The sequence below is a fragment of the Paenibacillus sp. 2TAF8 genome (assembly GCF_052114825.1).
Classification (GTDB): Bacteria; Bacillota; Bacilli; order Paenibacillales; family Paenibacillaceae; genus Paenibacillus.
Genome location: NZ_JBFRFN010000007.1, coordinates 31420 through 51615, shown reverse-complemented (window position 1 = coordinate 51615; position 20196 = coordinate 31420). Strand labels below are relative to the sequence as shown.

At 48.0% G+C, this 20196-nt stretch carries 20 protein-coding genes; 11 read left to right on the top strand and 9 right to left on the bottom strand.

Features of this window, described 5'->3' with window-relative positions:
* Positions 1–97: 97 nt before the first annotated feature.
* From AB4Z30_RS12485 to AB4Z30_RS12475, 3 genes are all read left to right on the top strand, one after another.
* Positions 98–388, top strand: a complete 291-nt coding sequence (locus AB4Z30_RS12485; protein WP_441926734.1) for a hypothetical protein — start codon at positions 98–100, stop codon at positions 386–388.
* A 154-nt stretch (positions 389–542) separates the two neighbouring features.
* The gene (locus tag AB4Z30_RS12480; protein ID WP_167375706.1) at positions 543–695 is read left to right on the top strand and encodes a hypothetical protein; all 153 of its coding nucleotides are present in this window, start codon (positions 543–545) and stop codon (positions 693–695) included.
* Between the two features lie 222 nt (positions 696–917).
* Positions 918–1445, top strand: a complete 528-nt coding sequence (locus AB4Z30_RS12475) for a GNAT family N-acetyltransferase (protein WP_441926732.1) — start codon at positions 918–920, stop codon at positions 1443–1445.
* A gap of 781 nt (positions 1446–2226) precedes the next feature.
* Here the strand turns inward: AB4Z30_RS12475 and AB4Z30_RS12470 are convergent.
* Positions 2227–3006 (bottom strand): Crp/Fnr family transcriptional regulator, encoded by a 780-nt coding sequence (locus AB4Z30_RS12470; protein WP_441926729.1) that lies wholly within the window; start codon positions 3004–3006, stop codon positions 2227–2229.
* Between the two features lie 282 nt (positions 3007–3288).
* Between AB4Z30_RS12470 and AB4Z30_RS12465 the strand changes: the two genes are divergently transcribed.
* The 7 genes from AB4Z30_RS12465 to AB4Z30_RS12435 all read left to right on the top strand — a co-directional run bounded on the left by AB4Z30_RS12465 (position 3289) and on the right by AB4Z30_RS12435 (position 8779).
* Positions 3289–4122: a hypothetical protein gene (locus tag AB4Z30_RS12465; protein ID WP_441926727.1), complete on the top strand. Its 834-nt coding sequence runs from the start codon at positions 3289–3291 to the stop codon at positions 4120–4122.
* Positions 4123–4507: 385 nt separating this feature from the next.
* The gene (locus tag AB4Z30_RS12460; RefSeq protein WP_441926725.1) at positions 4508–4933 is read left to right on the top strand and encodes a GAF domain-containing protein; all 426 of its coding nucleotides are present in this window, start codon (positions 4508–4510) and stop codon (positions 4931–4933) included.
* 184 nt (positions 4934–5117) lie between these two features.
* Complete coding sequence (locus AB4Z30_RS12455) at positions 5118–5768, top strand: response regulator (RefSeq protein ID WP_441926723.1); 651 nt, start codon at positions 5118–5120, stop codon at positions 5766–5768.
* Positions 5761–6876, top strand: coding sequence for a PAS domain-containing protein (locus AB4Z30_RS12450; RefSeq protein WP_441926721.1), 1116 nt, complete (start codon positions 5761–5763; stop codon positions 6874–6876). Before AB4Z30_RS12455 ends, AB4Z30_RS12450 begins: the two co-directional genes overlap by 8 nt.
* Positions 6877–7137: 261 nt before the next feature.
* Entirely contained in the window at positions 7138–7632 is a 495-nt protein-coding gene (locus AB4Z30_RS12445) for an Lrp/AsnC family transcriptional regulator (protein WP_441926719.1), read from the top strand.
* 12 nt (positions 7633–7644) lie between these two features.
* A complete protein-coding gene (locus AB4Z30_RS12440; RefSeq protein WP_441926717.1) occupies positions 7645–8232 on the top strand; it encodes a chromate transporter in 588 nt (195 codons plus the stop codon).
* 1 nt (position 8233) lies between these two features.
* Positions 8234–8779 (top strand): chromate transporter, encoded by a 546-nt coding sequence (locus AB4Z30_RS12435; protein ID WP_441926715.1) that lies wholly within the window; start codon positions 8234–8236, stop codon positions 8777–8779.
* Between the two features lie 206 nt (positions 8780–8985).
* Here AB4Z30_RS12435 and AB4Z30_RS12430 read toward each other — a convergent pair whose 3' ends face one another.
* A complete protein-coding gene (locus tag AB4Z30_RS12430; RefSeq protein WP_441926712.1) occupies positions 8986–11358 on the bottom strand; it encodes an Ig-like domain-containing protein in 2373 nt (790 codons plus the stop codon).
* Between the two features lie 271 nt (positions 11359–11629).
* Here AB4Z30_RS12430 and AB4Z30_RS12425 point away from each other — a divergent pair, with 271 nt between their 5' ends.
* On the top strand, positions 11630–12235 hold the full coding sequence (locus AB4Z30_RS12425) for a methyltransferase domain-containing protein (protein WP_441926710.1): 606 nt from the start codon (positions 11630–11632) through the stop codon (positions 12233–12235).
* Positions 12236–12520: 285 nt separating this feature from the next.
* Here the strand turns inward: AB4Z30_RS12425 and AB4Z30_RS12420 are convergent, their stop codons facing one another.
* The 7 genes from AB4Z30_RS12420 to AB4Z30_RS12390 form a co-directional block, all read right to left on the bottom strand.
* Positions 12521–13009: an NUDIX hydrolase gene (locus tag AB4Z30_RS12420; protein WP_441926708.1), complete on the bottom strand. Its 489-nt coding sequence runs from the start codon at positions 13007–13009 to the stop codon at positions 12521–12523.
* Positions 13010–13030: 21 nt separating this feature from the next.
* On the bottom strand, positions 13031–14167 hold the full coding sequence (locus AB4Z30_RS12415; protein WP_441926706.1) for a glycoside hydrolase family 88 protein: 1137 nt from the start codon (positions 14165–14167) through the stop codon (positions 13031–13033).
* An 83-nt stretch (positions 14168–14250) separates the two neighbouring features.
* Entirely contained in the window at positions 14251–16272 is a 2022-nt protein-coding gene (locus AB4Z30_RS12410) for a glycosyl hydrolase (RefSeq protein WP_441926704.1), read from the bottom strand.
* On the bottom strand, positions 16265–18457 hold the full coding sequence (locus AB4Z30_RS12405) for a hypothetical protein (protein ID WP_441926702.1): 2193 nt from the start codon (positions 18455–18457) through the stop codon (positions 16265–16267). Before AB4Z30_RS12405 ends, AB4Z30_RS12410 begins: the two co-directional genes overlap by 8 nt.
* 178 nt (positions 18458–18635) lie before the next feature.
* Positions 18636–19292 carry an SGNH/GDSL hydrolase family protein gene (locus AB4Z30_RS12400; RefSeq protein ID WP_441927124.1) on the bottom strand — a complete coding sequence of 219 codons (657 nt, stop codon included), beginning with the start codon at positions 19290–19292 and terminating at the stop codon, positions 18636–18638.
* A 145-nt stretch (positions 19293–19437) separates the two neighbouring features.
* The gene (locus tag AB4Z30_RS12395; protein ID WP_441926700.1) at positions 19438–19767 is read right to left on the bottom strand and encodes an AzlD domain-containing protein; all 330 of its coding nucleotides are present in this window, start codon (positions 19765–19767) and stop codon (positions 19438–19440) included.
* Positions 19758–20156 (bottom strand): AzlC family ABC transporter permease, encoded by a 399-nt coding sequence (locus AB4Z30_RS12390; RefSeq protein ID WP_441926697.1) that lies wholly within the window; start codon positions 20154–20156, stop codon positions 19758–19760. The genes AB4Z30_RS12395 and AB4Z30_RS12390 overlap by 10 nt, the downstream gene beginning before the upstream one ends.
* Positions 20157–20196: the final 40 nt, after the last annotated feature.

Sequence of the window (20196 nt, the reverse complement as noted above, 5' to 3'; positions counted from 1 at the left end):
AGTTGCTTTCGGTCGGTGATACTGACCATTACTACAAGTCGATTAAGAGTACCGTTGTCAGGTTTGGAATATCTCTAATTCTGAAGGAGAATCTGATATGAAAATTGTCTTTTTGTTACTACTCATCATTGTGCCTCTTGCAATGACCTTTATAGCTCTTCGCTTCAGATGGGCGACTCGGCTATTCCATGTGCTTGCCATCCTGTGCTTCTATAGTGCCGCAACGGTTATCGCCAGTGATGTGTATGCCACCAATGCTCATATGACAACATTCACCACGGAAATACATCACTTTTTGTTAAACGGTTGGTTCCTGATCCCGGCTGCCTACTTGGGCGTTTATATCCCATATGTGCTTTGGAAGAGCCTTTTTACTGAAAAAAGTTGAGTTATAGCGCGGTTAGGCATTGCAATTTAACTACGTTCGATGCATAATGACATTATATATGTGATAATGATTATCATTATTGAGCTTATTTATTTTCAATTCCAATGATTCCACAGTATTTAAGACTTTATAGATAAAGGGGAACGAACATCGAATGAACACAACTCTGCAAAAGGCTGTCCTGCAGCTTGACGATTATTTGGATCTTCTGAACCTGGCGATTAACCTGGGTGACACAAGATGGCAAAAGGAGATCATCCGCAAGCTGGCCTACACCTACCCTGCAACGACTTGCAACCAGCCATAACAACATACCGTCATATAAACAAATTTTAATAAACTTCCAATAGCCTGCGAGGAATTCATACGAATGAATTCCGTCGTGGGCTTTTTTGCGCGTATATGGTGCGATACAATAGGATGCAAGACGATACAAGACGATGCGGAATCCATTCAGGCAGGGTGGTGTGGCCCACCCCAAGTAGGAAGCAGAAATCTGAATTGGATCAAAAGAATGGGAGTGTAACATATGAAGCTTGAAACGGAAAGGTTACTTCTTCGTGAGATTGTAGAAAATGACTGGCCTCACATCCATACGTATACTTCGATGCCCGAAGTCACGGAACACACTGCATGGGGCCCGAACACGGAAGAGGATACCCGGGCTTATGTACAGGATGTCATTCGTATGCAGCTGGCCGAGCCGAGAGAAGGATATGAACTTGCCATTGTTTTGAAAAAAGAAGACCTTCTCATCGGCGGCACAGGACTCCACCTTGTGGATCAGACCAATGCTGAGATCGGCTATGTCCTTCACCCTGCCTATCAGGGGAATGGATATGTGACCGAAGCCTGCCGCGCATTACTTCATTTTGGCTTCAAGGAACTTGGCGTCCACCGGATTTATGCCAAATGCCGTCCAGAAAATCCGGCATCTGAACGCGTCATGCAACGGATCGGAATGCAGCGTGAAGGTTTAATGCGAGAGCACTGGTTCTATAAAGGGGCATATCATGACTCGGCTCTCTACTCCATGCTGGATCGGGAGTTGGAGTAAAATCTCAGGTGTGCTACCGCGTTGCGTGGGATATGCGGCATCATGAGGCAGCAGCCAGTGAGAGTGCATGCCTTGCGGAAATCCCCTGCGATGCTATGACGTGCGGTGTGATGTAATGTAATGCGGTGCGCTCGGTTTCGCGATGATGTAAGTGTGATGCGTTGGGATGTATGGGGATGATGTGCTGTAATCTACCACGGTGCGGGCGGGTGTATTTTAGTTCACTGAGGGCGGCGGGTGCATGAGGATGAAGTGCTGGTGTATAGTACGATGTGCTAGTTTTGGTGTGTTGGTGTTGCCAATGTCGGTGGACTAGCAAGATCCAGCGAGGTACGGAAGTAGCTACCAAAATTCTAACGATCACCACGGACCTTATTTGGATGTTTTTCAGCTGTTTGGAATTCTAACGATCACCAGTGACGCTATTTCACCAAATAACCGCAAAAAAACTTTATTTCCCAGCATTTTCTGAGAAATAACGTCTCTCCTGATCGTTAGACTTTTAAATGGGCTAAAATACATAAGATAAGGTCATCTGTGATCGTTAGCCGCGGGGTATCGAGACATATAACATTGAAAAAGCCACATACCAAAAAGTACAGAAAAGTACGGAAAAAGGATGAAACAGCCTAAGCCGCTTCATCCTTTTTCCGTTTTATTCTATTTTGTTTCGTTAGTTCTGTTTTGCCCAATTCATTCCGTTCAGTTCCGCTCTCGTGTCTCCCCACCCGTGCGTTCTCTCTAATTAGCTGTTCTGCTATCTGAATCCACTATAATTGCCCTACAGACGACACAGTTCTTTCGGGCAGCTTGGGAACGAAGGGCATCCACACATGCAGCGGAGTGCAGCCATATCCCGGATCATTAATTTGCCGTCCATCATATCGAGGGTGCCCTGCTCTTTCCACGCTCCGAGCATACGTGTAACACTCTCACGAGTCGCCCCAATCATCTCAGCGAGTTCAGTATGATTCAGCTTCATCTCCAGCACGATGCCATCTGGAACAATCTTGCCATACGTATTGCTGGCACGGATCAATGTCGAAGCAAGTGCACCCGCTTTGCCGTAGAGCAACAGGTCACGGAATCTCGACTGTGTAATCCGCTGTGCAAGTGCCATCCATTGCAGAAATTTCAGAGCAAGATCCCCATTTTTGCTAATCACACTTTCGAGATCCGTCAGCGAGATGATAGCCAGTTCCCCTTTTTCCGCCATCTCTGCACTGTAACTGTGATTCAATCCGCCAATACCGCCAAATTCACCGATCAGATCGCCACTTTGCTGAATCGACAGAATAATCTCTTTTCCATCTTCCGTCGATTTGGTCAACTTCACACGTCCCGAACGAATGTAGTACAGATATCCAGCTTCATCACCTTCCAAAAAGAGGCTGTATCCCGACTTTACTTTTTTAGGCTGCATTTTCTCTTCGATCAGATCCCACTGCTCCGGTGTAACAAAAGACAGAATTCCACCTGTTCTCTGAGTCATCTTGCCCGCCTCCGTCTGTGCACGCTCTACTTTTTGGGTGATTCTTTCCACAAATACTGTACCCATCATTTTCGTCCCCCTCGGTGATTCCTTATGATTACATCATATCGCGAAAGAGTTCGAAAGGTTATCGGGGGATTACCTGATCTTTGCGGGGAAACTCCCCCAATTCGCTGTGAGATAAGTCACATATACCCAATAAAGGCCACGTTTGCGAGCGATCCGATTTTAAATTGTCAATTTTTTGCGATAATGCTAGCATACAGTTAAATACTTATGAGTATTCACTCTAGTGAATCTTCCATTTATAAATCTTCAATCTTATGCATCTCCAGAACAGGAGGAAATCATATGTTATCGTGGAATAGTGAAGTTTGGGAAAGGCTATCTGGCCCGTATGGCTCAGCAAAACATGTACCCGGCTTGTTGCAACAACTGGAGCAGGAGTTCAACCAAGAGGTTTTTAACGATCTGTTTCAGGAGTATCTGTTTCATCAAAATTCAATCTATACGACCACCTACGCCGTCATGCCATTTCTGGCACATCACGCTTGTACGACATCCGATGTAGCGGTGCGCAAAGAACTATTTATCCACTGCGGTATTATTGAAGCAAGCCGTGATGAGCAGCACCAAGTGCCATATCCACCATCCTGGACTGAGCTGGCCGATGTGGTGGGCAGTACTGTCTGCACGCAGATGTATATTGAATATATAAATGCGATCGACCAGCTTAGATCGCTGACAGAACAAGTACTGACCGATGCTGCTGAGCTATCTACAGATGATATGGAGAAACGATACATTCTCATTGCCGATGCCGCATTCCGCGAATCCTATCCTGTCGCGAATATGCTAATGACCTTTACGGAAGGGGATGAGTATGTAGCTGAGTGCCCAGCTTGCGAAAATGAAGTGTACATATGGCCCGATGAAAATTATGCTGTGCCTCTGAAAGCTTATGAACAAGATCCTGTTTTTCAACCTGATCAGGAAGCTCAAGCCATCATTCCCGCTTCTTCATGGACAGATGAGGAGACGCAAGTTTTAGCAGATCGGACAGCTAGAATCGGAGAACAGACACTAGCTGCACACCTCCCTTATCTGGCAGGTGAAACCACATGTCCCACTTGCCGTGAGAATATCGCTGTGTGGCCGGCGTTACTGAGCACATTTACAATGTAGAAAAGTAGAAACGTGTACATTTTCTGATCTGCAGGAGAGTTCTCTTGAACTTACATTCAAGAATACACATTCGAACATCAAACAAGACAGTGGGCTAATGTTGCCGGCTGTTTTTTTCATATATGGCGTTCCCCGAGTGATCCAACACCCACGTTCAGCATTTTCCAGAAGTGAAATAGGGGTTTTCCCTGAATTACAATGTCCGCGAAAAAGTCTACAATAGAACTAACATCGTAATAACCTGATTGTGAACTGTTTTTCCATCCAACGAACCTTGAATTCAAGGTTTCCCATATGTGTGACAACGATGACTACGATAACGATTGAAACGTAATGAGTGACGAGCTAATCGTCTATATGATTCGAAAAAAAGGAAGTGTCCCTCATGCATGATGAAGTCTCATCTGCCGTTCAGGAGATGATGAGCTGCCTGTGTCAAAGCACCGACAGCGATTTTTGCGGAATGGCCTGTGTGTCTGGATCGATGCTGCGCTGGAAATATACCTCTGGGGCAACCAATGAACGCGTCAAACGCATGGCTATGCGCCCTGGACAAGATCTGGTAGGCACAGCACTCCGAACCGGACGTACAGTTATGCTGGATGAGCAGTCCAGTGAAGGATATACCCCGGATCGCTGCCCGCTTATGTTAGCTGAACGACTCGTGTGTGCGATAGCCGTGCCGATGTTTAGCGAGGGCAGTCTGCCAAGTGGTGTATTGCTTGTGGGAAGCAGGACCCCCTGCACGTTTTCCCCGGAGATGGTTGTCCAAACCGAGCAAGTCGCCAGACAATTGGAGCAATATGCATAAGCAGAATAAGAGTGCATAACTGGATTGCATCTCATGATAAGCACTGCTTCATCTCTCTTTTTTCATCTATATATCCTGTAAGATCTGTACACGGAATAGGAGACTTTTCGGAGATTACCTCTGAAAAGCCTCTTTTTTTGGTATGATAGATATAGATGAAGGAAGCGGACAGGGGGAAACGATTGTGATTCGATTATTAGTTGTGGACGACCATGTGGTCGTACGTTCAGGGCTCATTGCCCTGCTTGAAGGAAAGAACGATATACATATTGTTGGAGATGCAGCAGACGGCGACGAGGCTATTGCCAAAGCACAGGAGCTGAAACCGGATTTGGTTCTAATGGATTTCAGCATGCCTCCGGGCAAGGATGGATTGACTGCGACAGCAGAGTTGAAAAAATTGATGCCGGATGTATCGATTTTAATTCTTACGATGCATGATGATGAGGAATACCTGTTCCGTGCAATCCATGCTGGAGCTTCCGGGTACATCCTCAAAAGTGCGCCCCATGAAGAATTGCTCGCTGCCATTCGTTCTGTAGCCGATGGAAGCGCCTACCTCTATCCAAGCGCAACCAAACGATTAATGAGCGAGTATCTGGACAAAGCCAAACAGGAAAATGCAGGGCCGTATGATACCCTCTCGGATCGGGAGAAAGAAATTTTGTCCTGGATTGCCAAAGGTTATGCGAATAAGGAAATTGCCGAGCATCTGGTCATCAGTGTCAAAACGGTGGAATCTCATAAAAGCAATCTAATGGAAAAGCTTGGTCTGCGCACCAGACCGGAACTGGTGAAGTTTGCGATGAAAAAGGGGTTGTTGAATTTTGAGTAAGCCACGCAAAAACAGACTCAGCGGATTAGCTGACCAACCTGTTCAGCACCTACTCAGCGAGATTGACCAGCACATCTCCGACAACGAGTTCCGAAGCAAACTGAAGGGTTCACTGCACCAACTTAGTGATTTGAAGTTTGCACTCGACGAATCTTCTATTGTAGCCCTGACGAATCGCTTGGGTAAAATCCAATACGTGAACGATAAATTCTGCGAAATTTCACAATATAACCGTGAAGAGCTCATTGGTCAGGATCACCGGATTATTAACTCAGGGTATCACGGTAAGACCTTTATGAAGACGTTGTGGGATACGATTTCTGCCGGCAAGGTGTGGAATGGCGAGATTCGGAATCGTGCGAAAGACGGCAGTTATTACTGGGTGAATACCACCATTGTGCCTTTCCTCGATAACGATGGTGAGCCATATCAGTATTTAGCTGTGCGCAGTGAGGTGACCAAGCTGAAACAAGTGGAGGCTGAGCTGCAACAGATGATGTCGCAAGTGATGAACATTCAGGAAGAAGAGCGGCGGCGTATCTCTCGTGACCTTCATGACGGAATTGGACAAAGCCTGTTCTCTCTTGTGATTCAGATGGATCGCCTACTTGCAGATCAAGCAAACCCGGGTGTAGAAGCACTACGGAAACAGGTTACCGGCATTATGGAAGATGTTCGCGGTATGGCTTGGGAACTGCGCCCATCCGTACTGGATGATCTGGGCGTAGTCCCCGCGATTCGAACCTATATCGAGAACTATAACCGTCATTACGGTATCGAGGTTACTCTGGAGTGCAACTTGCGTAAACGACTGGAGATGAACCGGGAGATCGCCATTTATCGAATTATTCAGGAAGCCTTGACCAATGTGGCCAAGTACGCTGACGTTTCCGAGGCACGAGTAACCGTAGAAGATACGGAAGAGCTCACGCTTGTGGTTATTGAAGACCAAGGAACCGGATTTAATAAAGGTACCGCGGGAAATGGTGTTGGATTGTTCAGCATGGAGGAACGCGCACGCGGAGCAGGTGGTACGTTACGTGTATCCTCTGAACCTGGTGAGGGAACAACCGTTACGCTGTTGCTACCTAAAACAGTTAATCTTTAATGGATGATGCAAATTCATGACATAACTTGTGAAAACGATGACTTGCCGACTGCCCGCAGATAGCGCGCAGTCTTTTTCTTTTCTAATATCCAACAATATGAAGGCATCCCCTCGTATATTTTTAACAATTATTCTAAAATCAGTTGACGTTAGTTACGTTTCGTCATTAAACTATGAATGCTGCATTTATTATGAGCACATTCAATTACTTATTCGGATACACATCGTGGAACATATGAAAATGAGAAGGGTGATTCGAACATGTCACAAAAACGTTCCTCCAAAGGCGGGGAAATTCCGCAAATGTACAATCTGGACGAGATGGATCGCAAAATCATCGCTGCCCTTCATCAGAACAGCCGGATTTCCTATACAGACCTGGGTACACAGATCGGATTATCACGCGTAGCCGTCCAGGCTCGCATCAACGCATTATCGGAAAAAGGAATCATCGAACGTTTTACCGTTGTCATTAACCCCGGCAAGGTTGGGCTACAGGTCTCTGCCTTTTTTAATGTCGATGTGGAACCTCGCTTTCTGGACGAAGTTGCGGAAATGTTAGACGAGGAGCCAGCCGTGACCAGCCTTTATCATATGACAGGCCCAAGTACCCTGCATATGCACGGTATTTTTGCAGATATGGAAGAGATGGAGCAGTTCCTGCTTGAGAAGCTCTACAAGATGCCAGGCATCGTCAAGGTGGAATCACAGCTGCTCTTAAAACGTTATAAAAGCCGTATGGGCATGAGACTCTAGGAGGATATCAACATGAGTTGGAAAGATTACAACGGTCTCGTGATCGGTATGGTACGAACCGGAATTTTGGGATATGGCGGCGGCCCTTCGGTTATTCCGCTAATCCGTTATGAGGCTGTCACCCGTTACAAGTGGGTCAGTGATGATGAATTCGGCGAGATTTTGGCGATTGCCAACGCTCTGCCGGGACCCATTGCTACCAAGATGGCTGCTTATCTTGGGTATAAAACGAAAGGTGTACTGGGCGCTATTGTGTCTGTACTCGCTCATATTTTACCGACAAGCATTGCCATTATTGCTCTACTCGGTTCGATGTACGCATTGCGTGAATCCAAGATTGTAGCGGGTATGGTAGCAGCCGTCCGTCCTGTCATTTTTGTGATGCTTGGCATGATGGCCTATGAATTTGCAATGAAAGCATGGAAGGGCTTGGGTAAGTGGTTTGCTATCCTATTCGGTGTCATTGCCTTTGCCGCATTACAACTGCTTAATATTCATCCGGGACTGGTGATTACGGTGTTCTTGGCCTATGGTTTCTTCCATTTCGGTCTGGTTCAGCGTGTAAAATCCAAAGGTAACTCCGACAAGGGGGTATCGTAGGATGCTTCAGACGTGGTGGGAATTATTTTGGGGATTTTTCGTAGCGAACATCCTCGGATATGGAGGCGGTCCCGCTTCCATTCCATTAATGCAGGAAGAGATTGTGAATCACTACCACTGGATGACAACCGAACAGTTCGGTGATGTACTGGCGATCGGCAATGCTCTCCCGGGACCCATTGCCACAAAAATTGCTGCATTTGTCGGGTATCACGTCGCAGGCTGGTTCGGTGCCTTGATCGCCAGTGTGGCTACCATTGTGCCGTCGGCTACCGCACTCATTCTGTTAATTCGTTTATTGAACAAACATCGGACTTCACCTAGAGTCAAAGGCATGACCTTGCTTGTGCAGCCGGTGATCGCTGTACTTATGATTCTGCTCACTTGGGAATTCGGTCAAGTATCCACGGGCTCGATCGGAATCTGGCAGACGCTCATCATTGCAGGCATCTCCCTCTGGGTCATGACCAAAACCAAGCTGCACCCAGCTATTCTGATCCTGATTGCTTTTGCCTATGGTGCATTGGTACTGTCACATACGATGTGAGAAGATTAGATCGCTTACCAGACTTGCAAGCTTACTTGAATCTGAAAACGATATGCTACTACATCAAAATATGATTCAAAAAAGGTGATATCAGCTTGAATGCTGACATCACCTTTTTGACATGTACTATCTCTGATTCATTTTCCAAACCCACACTCGAAAGAATGAATTTGAAAAACCACAAATCATAAACTTGAAGGACAGGATTACTTCGCTTCAACAACTACAGTAACTTTGGTTTTCACCCCTGCATAAGAAACCGTAATCGTCGCCTTGCCCTTACCATTCGCCTGAATTATGCCATCTTTAACGGAAACTGTCGCGATACGGGAGGATGTCCAGAGTGCCGGTTTGGACACATCTGATTCGCTTCCATCCATATATGTTGCGGTAGCTGCTACGGTTGCTTTATCGCCGACTTTCATAGTCAACGTGACTTTATCCGTCTGTAAATATTTTAATGTATCTACATCCAGTGCAACGGTAACTGTTTTACTGCCATACTTCGCGGTAATTTTGGCTTTACCTGAACTCAGGGCCTTCACTTTACCTTTGGTTACTTGAGCAACCTTGTAACTGCTCGTTTTCCATTCAGCTTTATCCGTGATATCCCGTTCACTACCATCACTCAAAGTAGCCGTGACTTTCAGCTCAACGGAATCACCTGATTTCAGGGAAATTGCCGGTTCGGATGCTTCAATCCGTGAAATCACATCAACTTCAACCTGAATCGTAATTTTCTGCGAGCCATACTCGGCTGTAATATTGGCTTTACCACTGCTATTGCCTGTGATTACCCCTTTTTTCACATCCGCTACACGGGAGTTGCTCGTTTTCCAAGTCGCATCAGCTGTGACGTCCTTGGTATTGCCATCCCCATCTGTACCAGTGAGGATAATGGCCTGGGTTTCTTTTGCCGAAAGAACAACAAAGTTAACATCTGCCTCCAGAGCGCTAGCCATACCAACTTCAACCGTGAGTGTCAACGTCTTGCCTTCGATTTTGGCAGTTATCGTTGCTTTACCTGTTGCTACCCCAGTAATAACCCCTTTACTGTCTACCTCAGCGATTTTATCGCTACTGCTGCTCCAGGTTGCATCCTCAGACACATCCTTGGACGTTTCACCGTATGATGCAAGCACTTTAGCCGAAGTCGTTCCGCCGACGGCAACGGTTGCTTTCTTTTTGTCCATCTCATACTTGTCTGGAACATCTACACTTACTGTGAATTTCACCGTTTTGCCGCCGTAAGCCGCAGTAATCGTAGCTGTACCCGATTTATATGCGATCAGTTCACCACTGGACACATACACAACATCCGCATTGCTGGATGTCCACGTTGCTTTAGACGTCACATCTTCCTTGCTTGCATCGATATATTCAGCATTCGCTGTGAGCTTTTTCGTTTTGTTGTCACCTGTAACGCTCATGGCAAGTTTATCAGTAACATCTTTGATATCCAAATATCTCGCTGTATCTACATCGACAGCGATCTCTACTGTTTTGCCACTGTACGCCGCCTTAATTGTTGTTGATCCTGCACTCACTGCTGTAATCTGTCCTTTGAACACCGTAGCAACCTTCTCATTGCTGGACGTCCATGTTGCCTGATCGGTTACGTTCACATCACTACTGTTAGGATACGAAGCTGTAAGCGTGACATTAGAAGTTTTATCCGTGTCGCTCAAGCGGAAGAAAATGCTCTGTTTCCCCACGGTTAGCTTGCTCGTCAGATCCACATCTACGTCTACAGAGACCGATTTGGTACCGTATTTACCTGTAATTTTGGCAGAACCTGCTGAATAGCCTGTAATATCACCTTTCAGCACATCTGCAACCTTTTCGTTGCTGGATGTCCACTCTGCAAGATCGGTTACATCCTTGGTAGTTCCGTCTGGATAGGTCGCTGTTAACTTCACACTTTCCATTTGTTTAAGCAGAAGACTCACCTGATTTTTGTCCACATCCACACGTTTAACAACTTCCACGTTCACTTCTACCGTTACACTCTGAGTGCCCAGTTTCGCTGTGATCACTGCTGTTCCTGCCTTTTGGCCAGTCACTTTACCATTGACCACAGTTGCAACCTTCTCATCACTGGTTGTCCATGCTGCCGTGTTAGCCACGTTTGCATCGGTCATGTTGTCGCTATACGTAGCGGTTAACACGATGTCTTTCGTTTCACCCATACGGAGATCCAGGCTTTGCACGCTTTTCGAAAGAGCTTTGACTTTCTTCGTTACTTTGACCTGAACATCCTGACTCAGCCCTTTGTACGTTGCTGTTAGTGTAGCTGTACCTTCCTGCTTGGCTGTAATTGAACCATTATATGCAGTTGCTATCGAAGGATCGTTACTGCTCCAGGATGAGCTAACTGTCACGTTAGCCGAGGTATTATCCGTATATACCCCCGTTACCGTTACGGGTCCCGATTCGCCTACTTCGAGCGACATTTCATTTTTGGAAACCACAATTTTAGATAGTTCCTTCTCTGCCGCAGCGGCCAAGCCTACGTTGGAAATACTCAGCATCAACACCAGCATCATCACCATGTACTTGGTCAATCTTGGCTTTAACATCATTTCCCTCCGATAATCGTCATTTTTTTCCTACTATAATTAATGTCGGCAGGGACTTTACAGATGTTTAGACTTTCAGGAAATTTTCAGGTAATTATATGGGAATTCAACCGACTATGTCATTTACGATGGAGTCATATGGAAATATGTTGAAAAAGGTACCGATCTTTGAATCCTATTCATAACGATACCCGCGGTGCATAACCTGACTATAGGGATTATGATCCGGTTGGAGGATAACATCATTTTTTCAGAATCGGAGGAAATCATCATGAATCAGTCTTTTGATTACATTCGCTATTGGGAGCAGACCTATCGCTCGGGTGAAACATCGGGTAGAGGTTCATATGGCGTGCTGGCCGAATTCAAAGCTGAGGTAGTCAATGCGTTAATCCAGCGTGAAGGTATTCACCGAGTCATCGAATTTGGCTGCGGAGATGGAAACCAGTTGAAATATATGAACTATGGCGAATATCTGGGTATGGATGTAGCGGCCTCCTCCGTAAAACAATGCGCGTCTCTATATGCCAGCGATCCTTCCAAAAGCTTCATGGTGTATACACCGGGTCTGTGGTTCAATCGCGGTTTTCTACAAGCCGATCTGACCGTCTGTCTGGATGTGCTGTATCATATTACGGATGAAGCAGACTTTCGGGCTACCCTTAGCGATGTTCTCCATACCTCAACCCAATGGGTGGTGCTCTACACAAGGCTGAAGGAGCAGGGTGATTCCGGCGTACAAACCATACAAGATCGGAATTTGTTCCATTATCTATTTGATTATCCCGAATTCAAAGTACATGAGATTACTCGCCAGCGATACCCTGAGCAGTCCTCTGCCGACTTTGTCATTCTGAAGCGTTCACCTGCAAAGTAAATCTCCTTCTGAAAAAACATCAAAAAAAGAACCAGCCTGTGATAGGAGGTTCTATTTCTTACTTCTGTTCAACTAGACAGATGTTTAACGATACTATCATACATCTATCTAGTATACATCTATCAAGGGCGTGTCTGAAAAAGCTGAAAGAAGCCAATTTTGCTGAATTTCCGTTCCAAGCTAGGAAGTTTTCCGCAGGCATGCCGAATCACGTCAAGGGAACGTAACACAACATGCGGCGAAAAGGCGGTAAAAGATGCACTTCAGCAGGTTCCAAGACACCCCCTAAATATGCCTTTGGAGTTTGACATGGAGTTCTGTCGATGTCGCAGTACTATACTCCAGATAGTTTACAGAACCGTTGAAGTTTAAATACGCCTCATAGCGCATGCGAATGGCAGGTAAGGTGATCCAATCCAGAACATTTTCCTTGGGAACCCACCTGCACTCACTCGTCTCATCAGAAGTCGTTAACTCGCCACCCTCTGCTCTACACACAAAATCAAACATGACTTTAGTAGGGACATCCGTTACACCGTCATACCACTTATGAATAGCTGTATTCGAAACGACACTTATTAAATGGCTAACCATTGCGATGATCCCACTCTCCTCTTGGATTTCACGGATTACGCCATCCATCAGGTTCTCTCCAACTTCGGTTATCCCGCCAGGGTATACCCAGCCATCATCATGGGCTTTGACCAACAAAATATTTCCCTGTCCATCTTCTACAATTCCGCCTGCTGATACGATATGTGTCGGGAATGACATGTTAGGACCTCCTGCTTTTAGTTAAAATAAACCCTCACTTCCGCGCAGTTTCGCGAGCGCCTCCATATAGAAATAATCGCCGTAAATGATCGGCACATTGATACCCCGGCCTTCCGGATAATGCACCGTTCCCTGCATGATGAGCCCTTCCTCCGCTGTGGATTCACCGGAGCTGTAATGCTCATACAAGCCGCGGACGATGCGCTCTCCCGCGGCGGCGTAGATTGGCCCGCGCGGCGACAGCTTCGCGAGCTCGAGCAGGCCGCTCGCGGCAATCGCCGCAGCGGACGAGTCCCACGCCGCCTGATGCTCCGCAGGCGCGCGAAAATCCCACACCGGCACGATGTCTTCGCCAAGCATGGCGAGGAAGAAATCGGCCGCCCGCTCCGCTGTCTCCAGATATCGGGCCTCGCCCGTATACCGGAAAGACAGCGCAAACCCGTGTAACGCCCAGGCGGTGCCCCGCGCCCAGGCGGAACCGGGAGCATGGCCTTGGCCGCCATGCTCCCGCAGCTTCTGCCCCGTGTGTGGATCAAACTCCACCACGTGGCAGATGGACCCGTCTGCGCGGACGAATTCGCGCGCCACGGTGTCCGCATGCGCTTCCGCCAACCAGCGGAAGCGAGGATCGCCGCTCTGCTCGGATGCCCAGTAGAGCAGCGGCAGGTTCATCATGCTGTCAATGATGGCAACGCCGCGCGTGTCCATCATTGACGAGCGGAAGTTCCATGCGCGGATGAACTCTCCGCGCACGTGAAAGCGGGCAGCGAGCAGATTCGCGGCCAGCAGGCCGCGGCGTCGGCCATCCTCGCTGCCCATCTGGCGATAGCTGGCTACGCCACTAAGCAGCCAGATGAAACCCAGATCGTGATCCACAGCATCCGGATCACGCAGACAACCTTCGAGCTGCCGCTCACAGCTCTCGGTGATGCGTAGCAGCTCTGCCGCCGCTTCGCGATCCGGAGCATCGCGGTAAACAAGCCATAACAATCCGGGCCAGAAGCCAGCTGTCCACCATTCCGGATCATTTTTATCATATATACCCTGCGGTGAAATATGAGGAAAGGTATCCTTGATTCGTTTCGCATTCCGAATCGTTTGGTTAACCCCTTGTTGCCATGCTTCCTCCAGCCATGTTGCCGATGTTGAAGTACCCATGATCATCCCTCCAGTTTCTATGCGAGATCACATTACATAGCATTGCATAAATAGATGGTTAGCCTGATGGCCACCCATGTTCTTTAGTTCCGTCCCAATCGAACAGTGAATGTCAGTTGCTGTGCACCGTAAACTTCCATTCGAGCCTGCTTGAGCAGCCCATTGCGCGACGCTACTACCTGCTGATCCAGCTGAATCACAGCCCCGGCATCTTGTACCGTGGATTCAACGTATGCTCCCCGGTACACTGTACGCACACTTTGCTCCGTGTGAGTAATCACAGCCTGTTCCTGACCATCGCTGAACATCAGCGGAATCAATGCCCCCACCGCCACAATCTCACCTTCGAATTCATACGTCACCGTCAGTTCACCGGCTCGTTGCACATAACGGGTGCTTACAGATTGTATTCCAGATAAAGGCCCCGTCCAGGTGATCTCAAAATCATTCTCCGCCGTGTTTAACGGGACAGCCCCCGCATTTTTCACCGTAGCTTGCCCGGCAGTGTCCTCTGCAACATTCACATTTCCATTTCCACCGGCTACCGACAAGGTTTCATGCTGTTTGTTTTCTGCTGAAATCTCAGCCATCTTATCCGCCAGCCTATACACTATCGAACCACCGCCGCTAGCCGGATTGATTCCCGCATCACGGTCATAGTTGCTACCAGAGGGGATACCTTCGGCCAAACTATGCCAGACCCCATCGCTAGTCTTCCAGGCAGGACAATAACTTAACGGCTGCACTACACCTTCTGCAAATTCCGTGAATCCTGCCTGCACATGACTGGCGGCAGACGGGCCAATTAACCCCGGCAGCCCTGTCTGCTGGATTCGTACCAGCCCAGGAATCGTATACGGGTCATTCAGTGCGGTATGCAGAACGATCTGCTGGCCTGGCACAGAGGACAGTATCGTTTCGAACCAGCCATCCGCCCGCAACACCCGGTTTCCAATCTCGGAGGGAAGATAGCAGTGAGTGATATCCTCATCTGAATCACAGAGACAGGCATGAGCCAGCGCGGCGGCTGTCCACAGATTGTAACAGGTGTGATTCGTGTATATTTCGTATCCGTGACGTTTCTCGGGTGCATATTCGTTGCGTACGATTTTCAGCCTCCCATCTGGCATCAGCCAGCGCTCTACAGCTTCAAAACAACGATTCGCTGCTCGTGCAAACGCCCCAGCCATCACAGAATCCCCCATTTGCAACGCCAGCTTGGCGTGCACCGAGCATACATAAGCAGCGGCAGCTTCATTCCATTGGTGCTGGGAACTACGACCACGAGGTGGTATTTCTCCCAGCGGAGACAACATCAGCAATGAGCTGAACGCACCGTGACGCATCTTCTCTCGCAATGCATCTGCGACTTTGCCTTCATATCCAGCACCAAGCATCACTTCAAGATGATAACGGGTAGCGATATCATAGGAAAACGGACAATTGGGCCGATCCAGCGGCCCATCCTGGTACAATCCAAGCTCGGTAAACCGGGGCAGATGGTACGCTTCCAGATAACGATCCATCCATGCCGTATCCTCACTCGCAAGCTGCTCATTCCACCGCAAATATTCGCCCGAGATCATGATCGCATTCCAGTTAATCATCCGATTGGCATTGTTCATCTTGCTCATTGTAAACACGTAGTCACTCTCAGGGTGGATGGTTTGGAGTGCCTCAGCCCAGATGGCTGCCTGTTCAGGTTGATGAGGTGCCAGTAACATATAAGCTCGCATCATGAGCACAGGGAAGAAATCCGGATGATTGTCCGGTGCACTGCCGTTCACTACTGCATCAATGCTCTGTGACAGGGCTGCCGATGCTGAATCCAGCAGTTCCATATGCCCTGCATCGACTAGTACAGCTGCAGCCATAGCATAAGCTGGCGTGGAATAATACCGTTCTATGCCTGAGTATGGATCAATAATAGCTCCATTCAAGTTCTGATATTTGGTGTAAGCGCAGACAATTTGTTTAACGAGAGCCAGCTTGCGCTCCCTGCTCCAGCCATCTGCCGGTGCGGGGCCTGCCTCTGATGCCAATGTCCGATACTGCTCAAGCTCCGTCTGCCATGGATATGTCGATGTGGCTGTGTAACTACTCACGTGGACTCACCTCGGTTTCCCCTTTATGGGGTTCAATAATAAAATCAACCTGACATACAATCCCAGGCATTTCTAGATTAGCTATCCCGTGCGCCTGCTCCCCTGCAACACCTGGAGTATCTCCACCATCCGTACTTTCCAAGACCTCCAGAGTTCCCAAAAAATCTTGGGTTTCCGAAACTCCCGCCTTCATTACCGTATCTCCGAATCTTTCATCCTCGCCCTTGGTCGCTGTTACTTCGTCCCCTTTCCATACAAGGGATGTACGATAAAATGTAACCGGCACTTGGTCATGATCCACGGTGTGCACTTCTTCCGTCTCGGCCTGCCACTGAATGGCATCATATATCATGTACATGTTGGCGCGTGAAGCCCGCCACTGAAGTCGGCCTTCCTTTTCCATCACCGGACATATCCGGCTTATCCAACGTTCAACAATCCGCGATCCGGCATATGGCTGCTCTACCGATAATTTCACAGAATCGCCCTCTGCGCTAACCTTCCATTGAAACCGATCTATGACCCGTAAGGTTGCTACGGCACCACGTTTTCCGATCCTCCAGCACAAATGCCGTGTATACTGATGCAACGAATCCACCTCAGGATATGCACGAGTCAGATCCAAAGCGGCCTGCATTTCCTTCCCATCCGGATCAAGCTTAAACCCCAGTAACTCGGCTTCCGCCTGTCTACCAGAGCTCTGCTCACAGCCTTGGATCAAGGGCACGTTATGCCCGGCGGATGAGATATGAAATAACCGCTCACGTCCTGGAGCAAAATACGCCTGAGTGTACAACCCTGCCCCAGGGTCACACAGTATATTTTCACCGCCGCAATGGATAATCACTTGTCCCAGATCATTATGATTGTGAGGTTCATCATTATGACCACCTTTGAACGAACACGCTGCCTGAATCCAATCCTTGTCTGAAGGCAGACTTCCCGCTTCTTTACGTAGATTGGGTACATGAAGGACACCCTTGGCAACCATCCATTCCAGCTGTTGAAAAATAACTCCTCCATTCGTCTGCACTGCTGTTTTTTCATGCACACGTTCATAGACCGCCGGATCGCTCCACATCACGTTCCGCAGCAGATGGGCCCAGCGACGACAAGGATCGTCTGTCAGCTGCGGAATGTGTAACGGCAGATCCACGTACATCCCGAATCGTGCGGCTAATCGGGACAGTAGCCCCGATGGAATCTCTTCACGCTCCGAGCTATCCGAATAATTGATAAATGTGCCGTCCGACAGATGAATTCGCAGCGGAAATGCTGCTATAGCTGCTATTTTGGAACCCGTCAGAAGATTTAACTCCCCTCCACTGTAGTCCAGTAACATCTCGGCATAATAGACAAAGTAACCGAATCCGTAGACCCAGTATCCAATCCCTTCGGCACAGCCGCCGTCCTCGCCATATCCGTTCAGGAACGCTTGCATACAGCCAAGCGTCTGCCGGGCGGACTCCAAGAGAATCATTGTATCCTCTAGCAGCAACATGGCAGCCATGCCGCAGCACCCTCCGCAGACAGCAGACCAGTTGTGATCTGCCGTCTGCCAGTGATACGCCCGCTTTTCCCTGTATAGCGGCGTAAAGATACGCCGCTCCGCCTCTATTCTGATCCGTTCAACAACCAGAGAATCGAGATGATGACGATGAATCCCCACAATTTCAGCAAGCATATGTACCGTTTCTGCGGCAAAGAGGTCAATATTACCTTCCACCTGCTCTGCTTCTCCTGTTCCCAGATGTGCCGGCAGACACCACGTATATTCATTACATACCGCCCATAACATCTCTTCAAGAATATGCAGCACATCGGGGACGTTCGAATCGAGTGCAAGCATGGCAACTGCTGCTAATCTACCGCGCCGGTCGAAGTAAACCTGTTCATAAGCCTGGCGATCTCCCGATGTGCCAAACCGTCGAAACAGTTGAAATGTCAGGAGAGGCAACGGTTCATTTGCTGCCTGCTCTCCATATGTTTGCAAATCTTCGAGCAGCTCAGCTATTTCCGGTTTATACAGTCTCTCTAGGAGTTTGCCAAACTCCATTCCCATAATCCTTTGACGGTAACCTCGCCTGCTAACGTTAATAAACACCTGTTGAATACGTTGTTCATCCGGCCAGTCGATCTCCCCGACTCCAGTTTCATCTTCAGTATCCCTTGTATGCATATGCATATGTTCATTCCCAATATCGTGATTAGAGCGTTGCACAGCATTCACCACGTTTCGCTTATGGAATTTATGATAAAAGGCAAAAGTCAACAAATGTAATACGATACATTAACGAAGCACCCTACAGATTCCACTATCCATGAAAAATATCATACGAAAATCAATGTGTCTCCTACTTCCCCTATACAATGGCAAGTGGCGATTGCTGTACAACGGACAACCACTGGCGTGCAATTAATTCATGGCCAGCTGCAGTAGGATGAACGCCATCCCACAGCCAGTAGGAGGCATCCGCTTGCTCCAGAGCTTCATTAAACGTTTGCTGAAGCGGAACCCATACCGCCCCGAACTGCTCAGCCATTTCACGAACTTGCTGCTGGTATTCTGCCATAAGCTTCTCCCAGCCCTCCCATTTCTCCAACGTTGCTCCCGTCTTTAGAATGAAAGGTTCCATCAGAATAAGCCCGGTATCCGGTATTACCTCCCGCGTTTCCTCCAGCAAGTGACGATACGCCCGGGCAAAACGATCCGTGTACCCTCTAGGTTCTTCATTCATGTAGCGCCAGGCATCGTTAACCCCAATCAGAATGCTGATCAGATCCGGTTTCAGACTATACGAGTCTTCATTCCAGCGTGCATACAGATCGGATGCCCGATTTCCGCTAATCCCTCGGTTATAGAACGTTTTTTGCTTACTCGCCAGCTCCAAGCCCAGTCGGCTTGAGATCAGATACGCATACCCGTGACCAAGAACATGATTCAGATCCTCATCACGTGATCTTCCTCCGTCTGTAATGGAATCCCCTTGAAACAAGATCGTAGATGGATTAGGTTTCATCTTAGACATCGTTCCTTTCTCTCATAATAGTTGATGATATCCTACTGCTTATCTACTGCTAAAATGGACTATTCCATGCCTCTTTCTCCATCTTATCGCTTTTATCTTCATTAGAAAATAGCGTTTTCATCACGATCATATCTTCCTATCCCATGAGGTAACGTAATATCATCATCGATACAATACCTACGAGCACCGTGCCGAGCAGGCTGCGTGTCCAGATGGCAACAGCAACTGTGGGCAGTGCTGCCCACAAGGCCGCATTCTCTGTAATTGGCACAAGACGGCTTCCTGACATAAACAGTTCCTGACCAATGAGTGAGGCCATGACTGCAACAGGCACATATTCGAGCCAGCGCATCAGCCACACCGGAATTTGTATTTTACTGAAGAGCATAAGCGGCAACACCCGGGGGATAAATGTAAGCAGTGCCGAGCCCATAATAATCCAGAATACATCCCATCTTACTTCCATCGTTCCATAAACACTCCCATCGTTGCTGCAACCACTGCTGCTATGATAATGCTCAAACTACCTAGTGAAGCCATGCTTGCTAAGATGACGCACACAATTGCAATGATCGCTACATTAATAGGTATTTTTTTGCTTTTGCGATGTACCAGTTGAAGCACAATCAGACCAATAAACATGGCTGGCAATGCATAATCAAGTCCTAACCGATCCGGGTTCGTGATCCAGCGCCCAAAATATGCTCCTGCCATATTTGCAGCAAACCAGTTCAAATATGCCGTAATATTCAGGCCATGCATCCATCGTTCACTGAGCGTTTTCCTACCAATGGCTCGTGTCATCGCCACGCCGAATGACTCATCCGTAAGCAGTGAGCCAATGTGTCGGCACACAATCCCGAACACCCTGCATGAATGTTGCTTTATCCTGAAT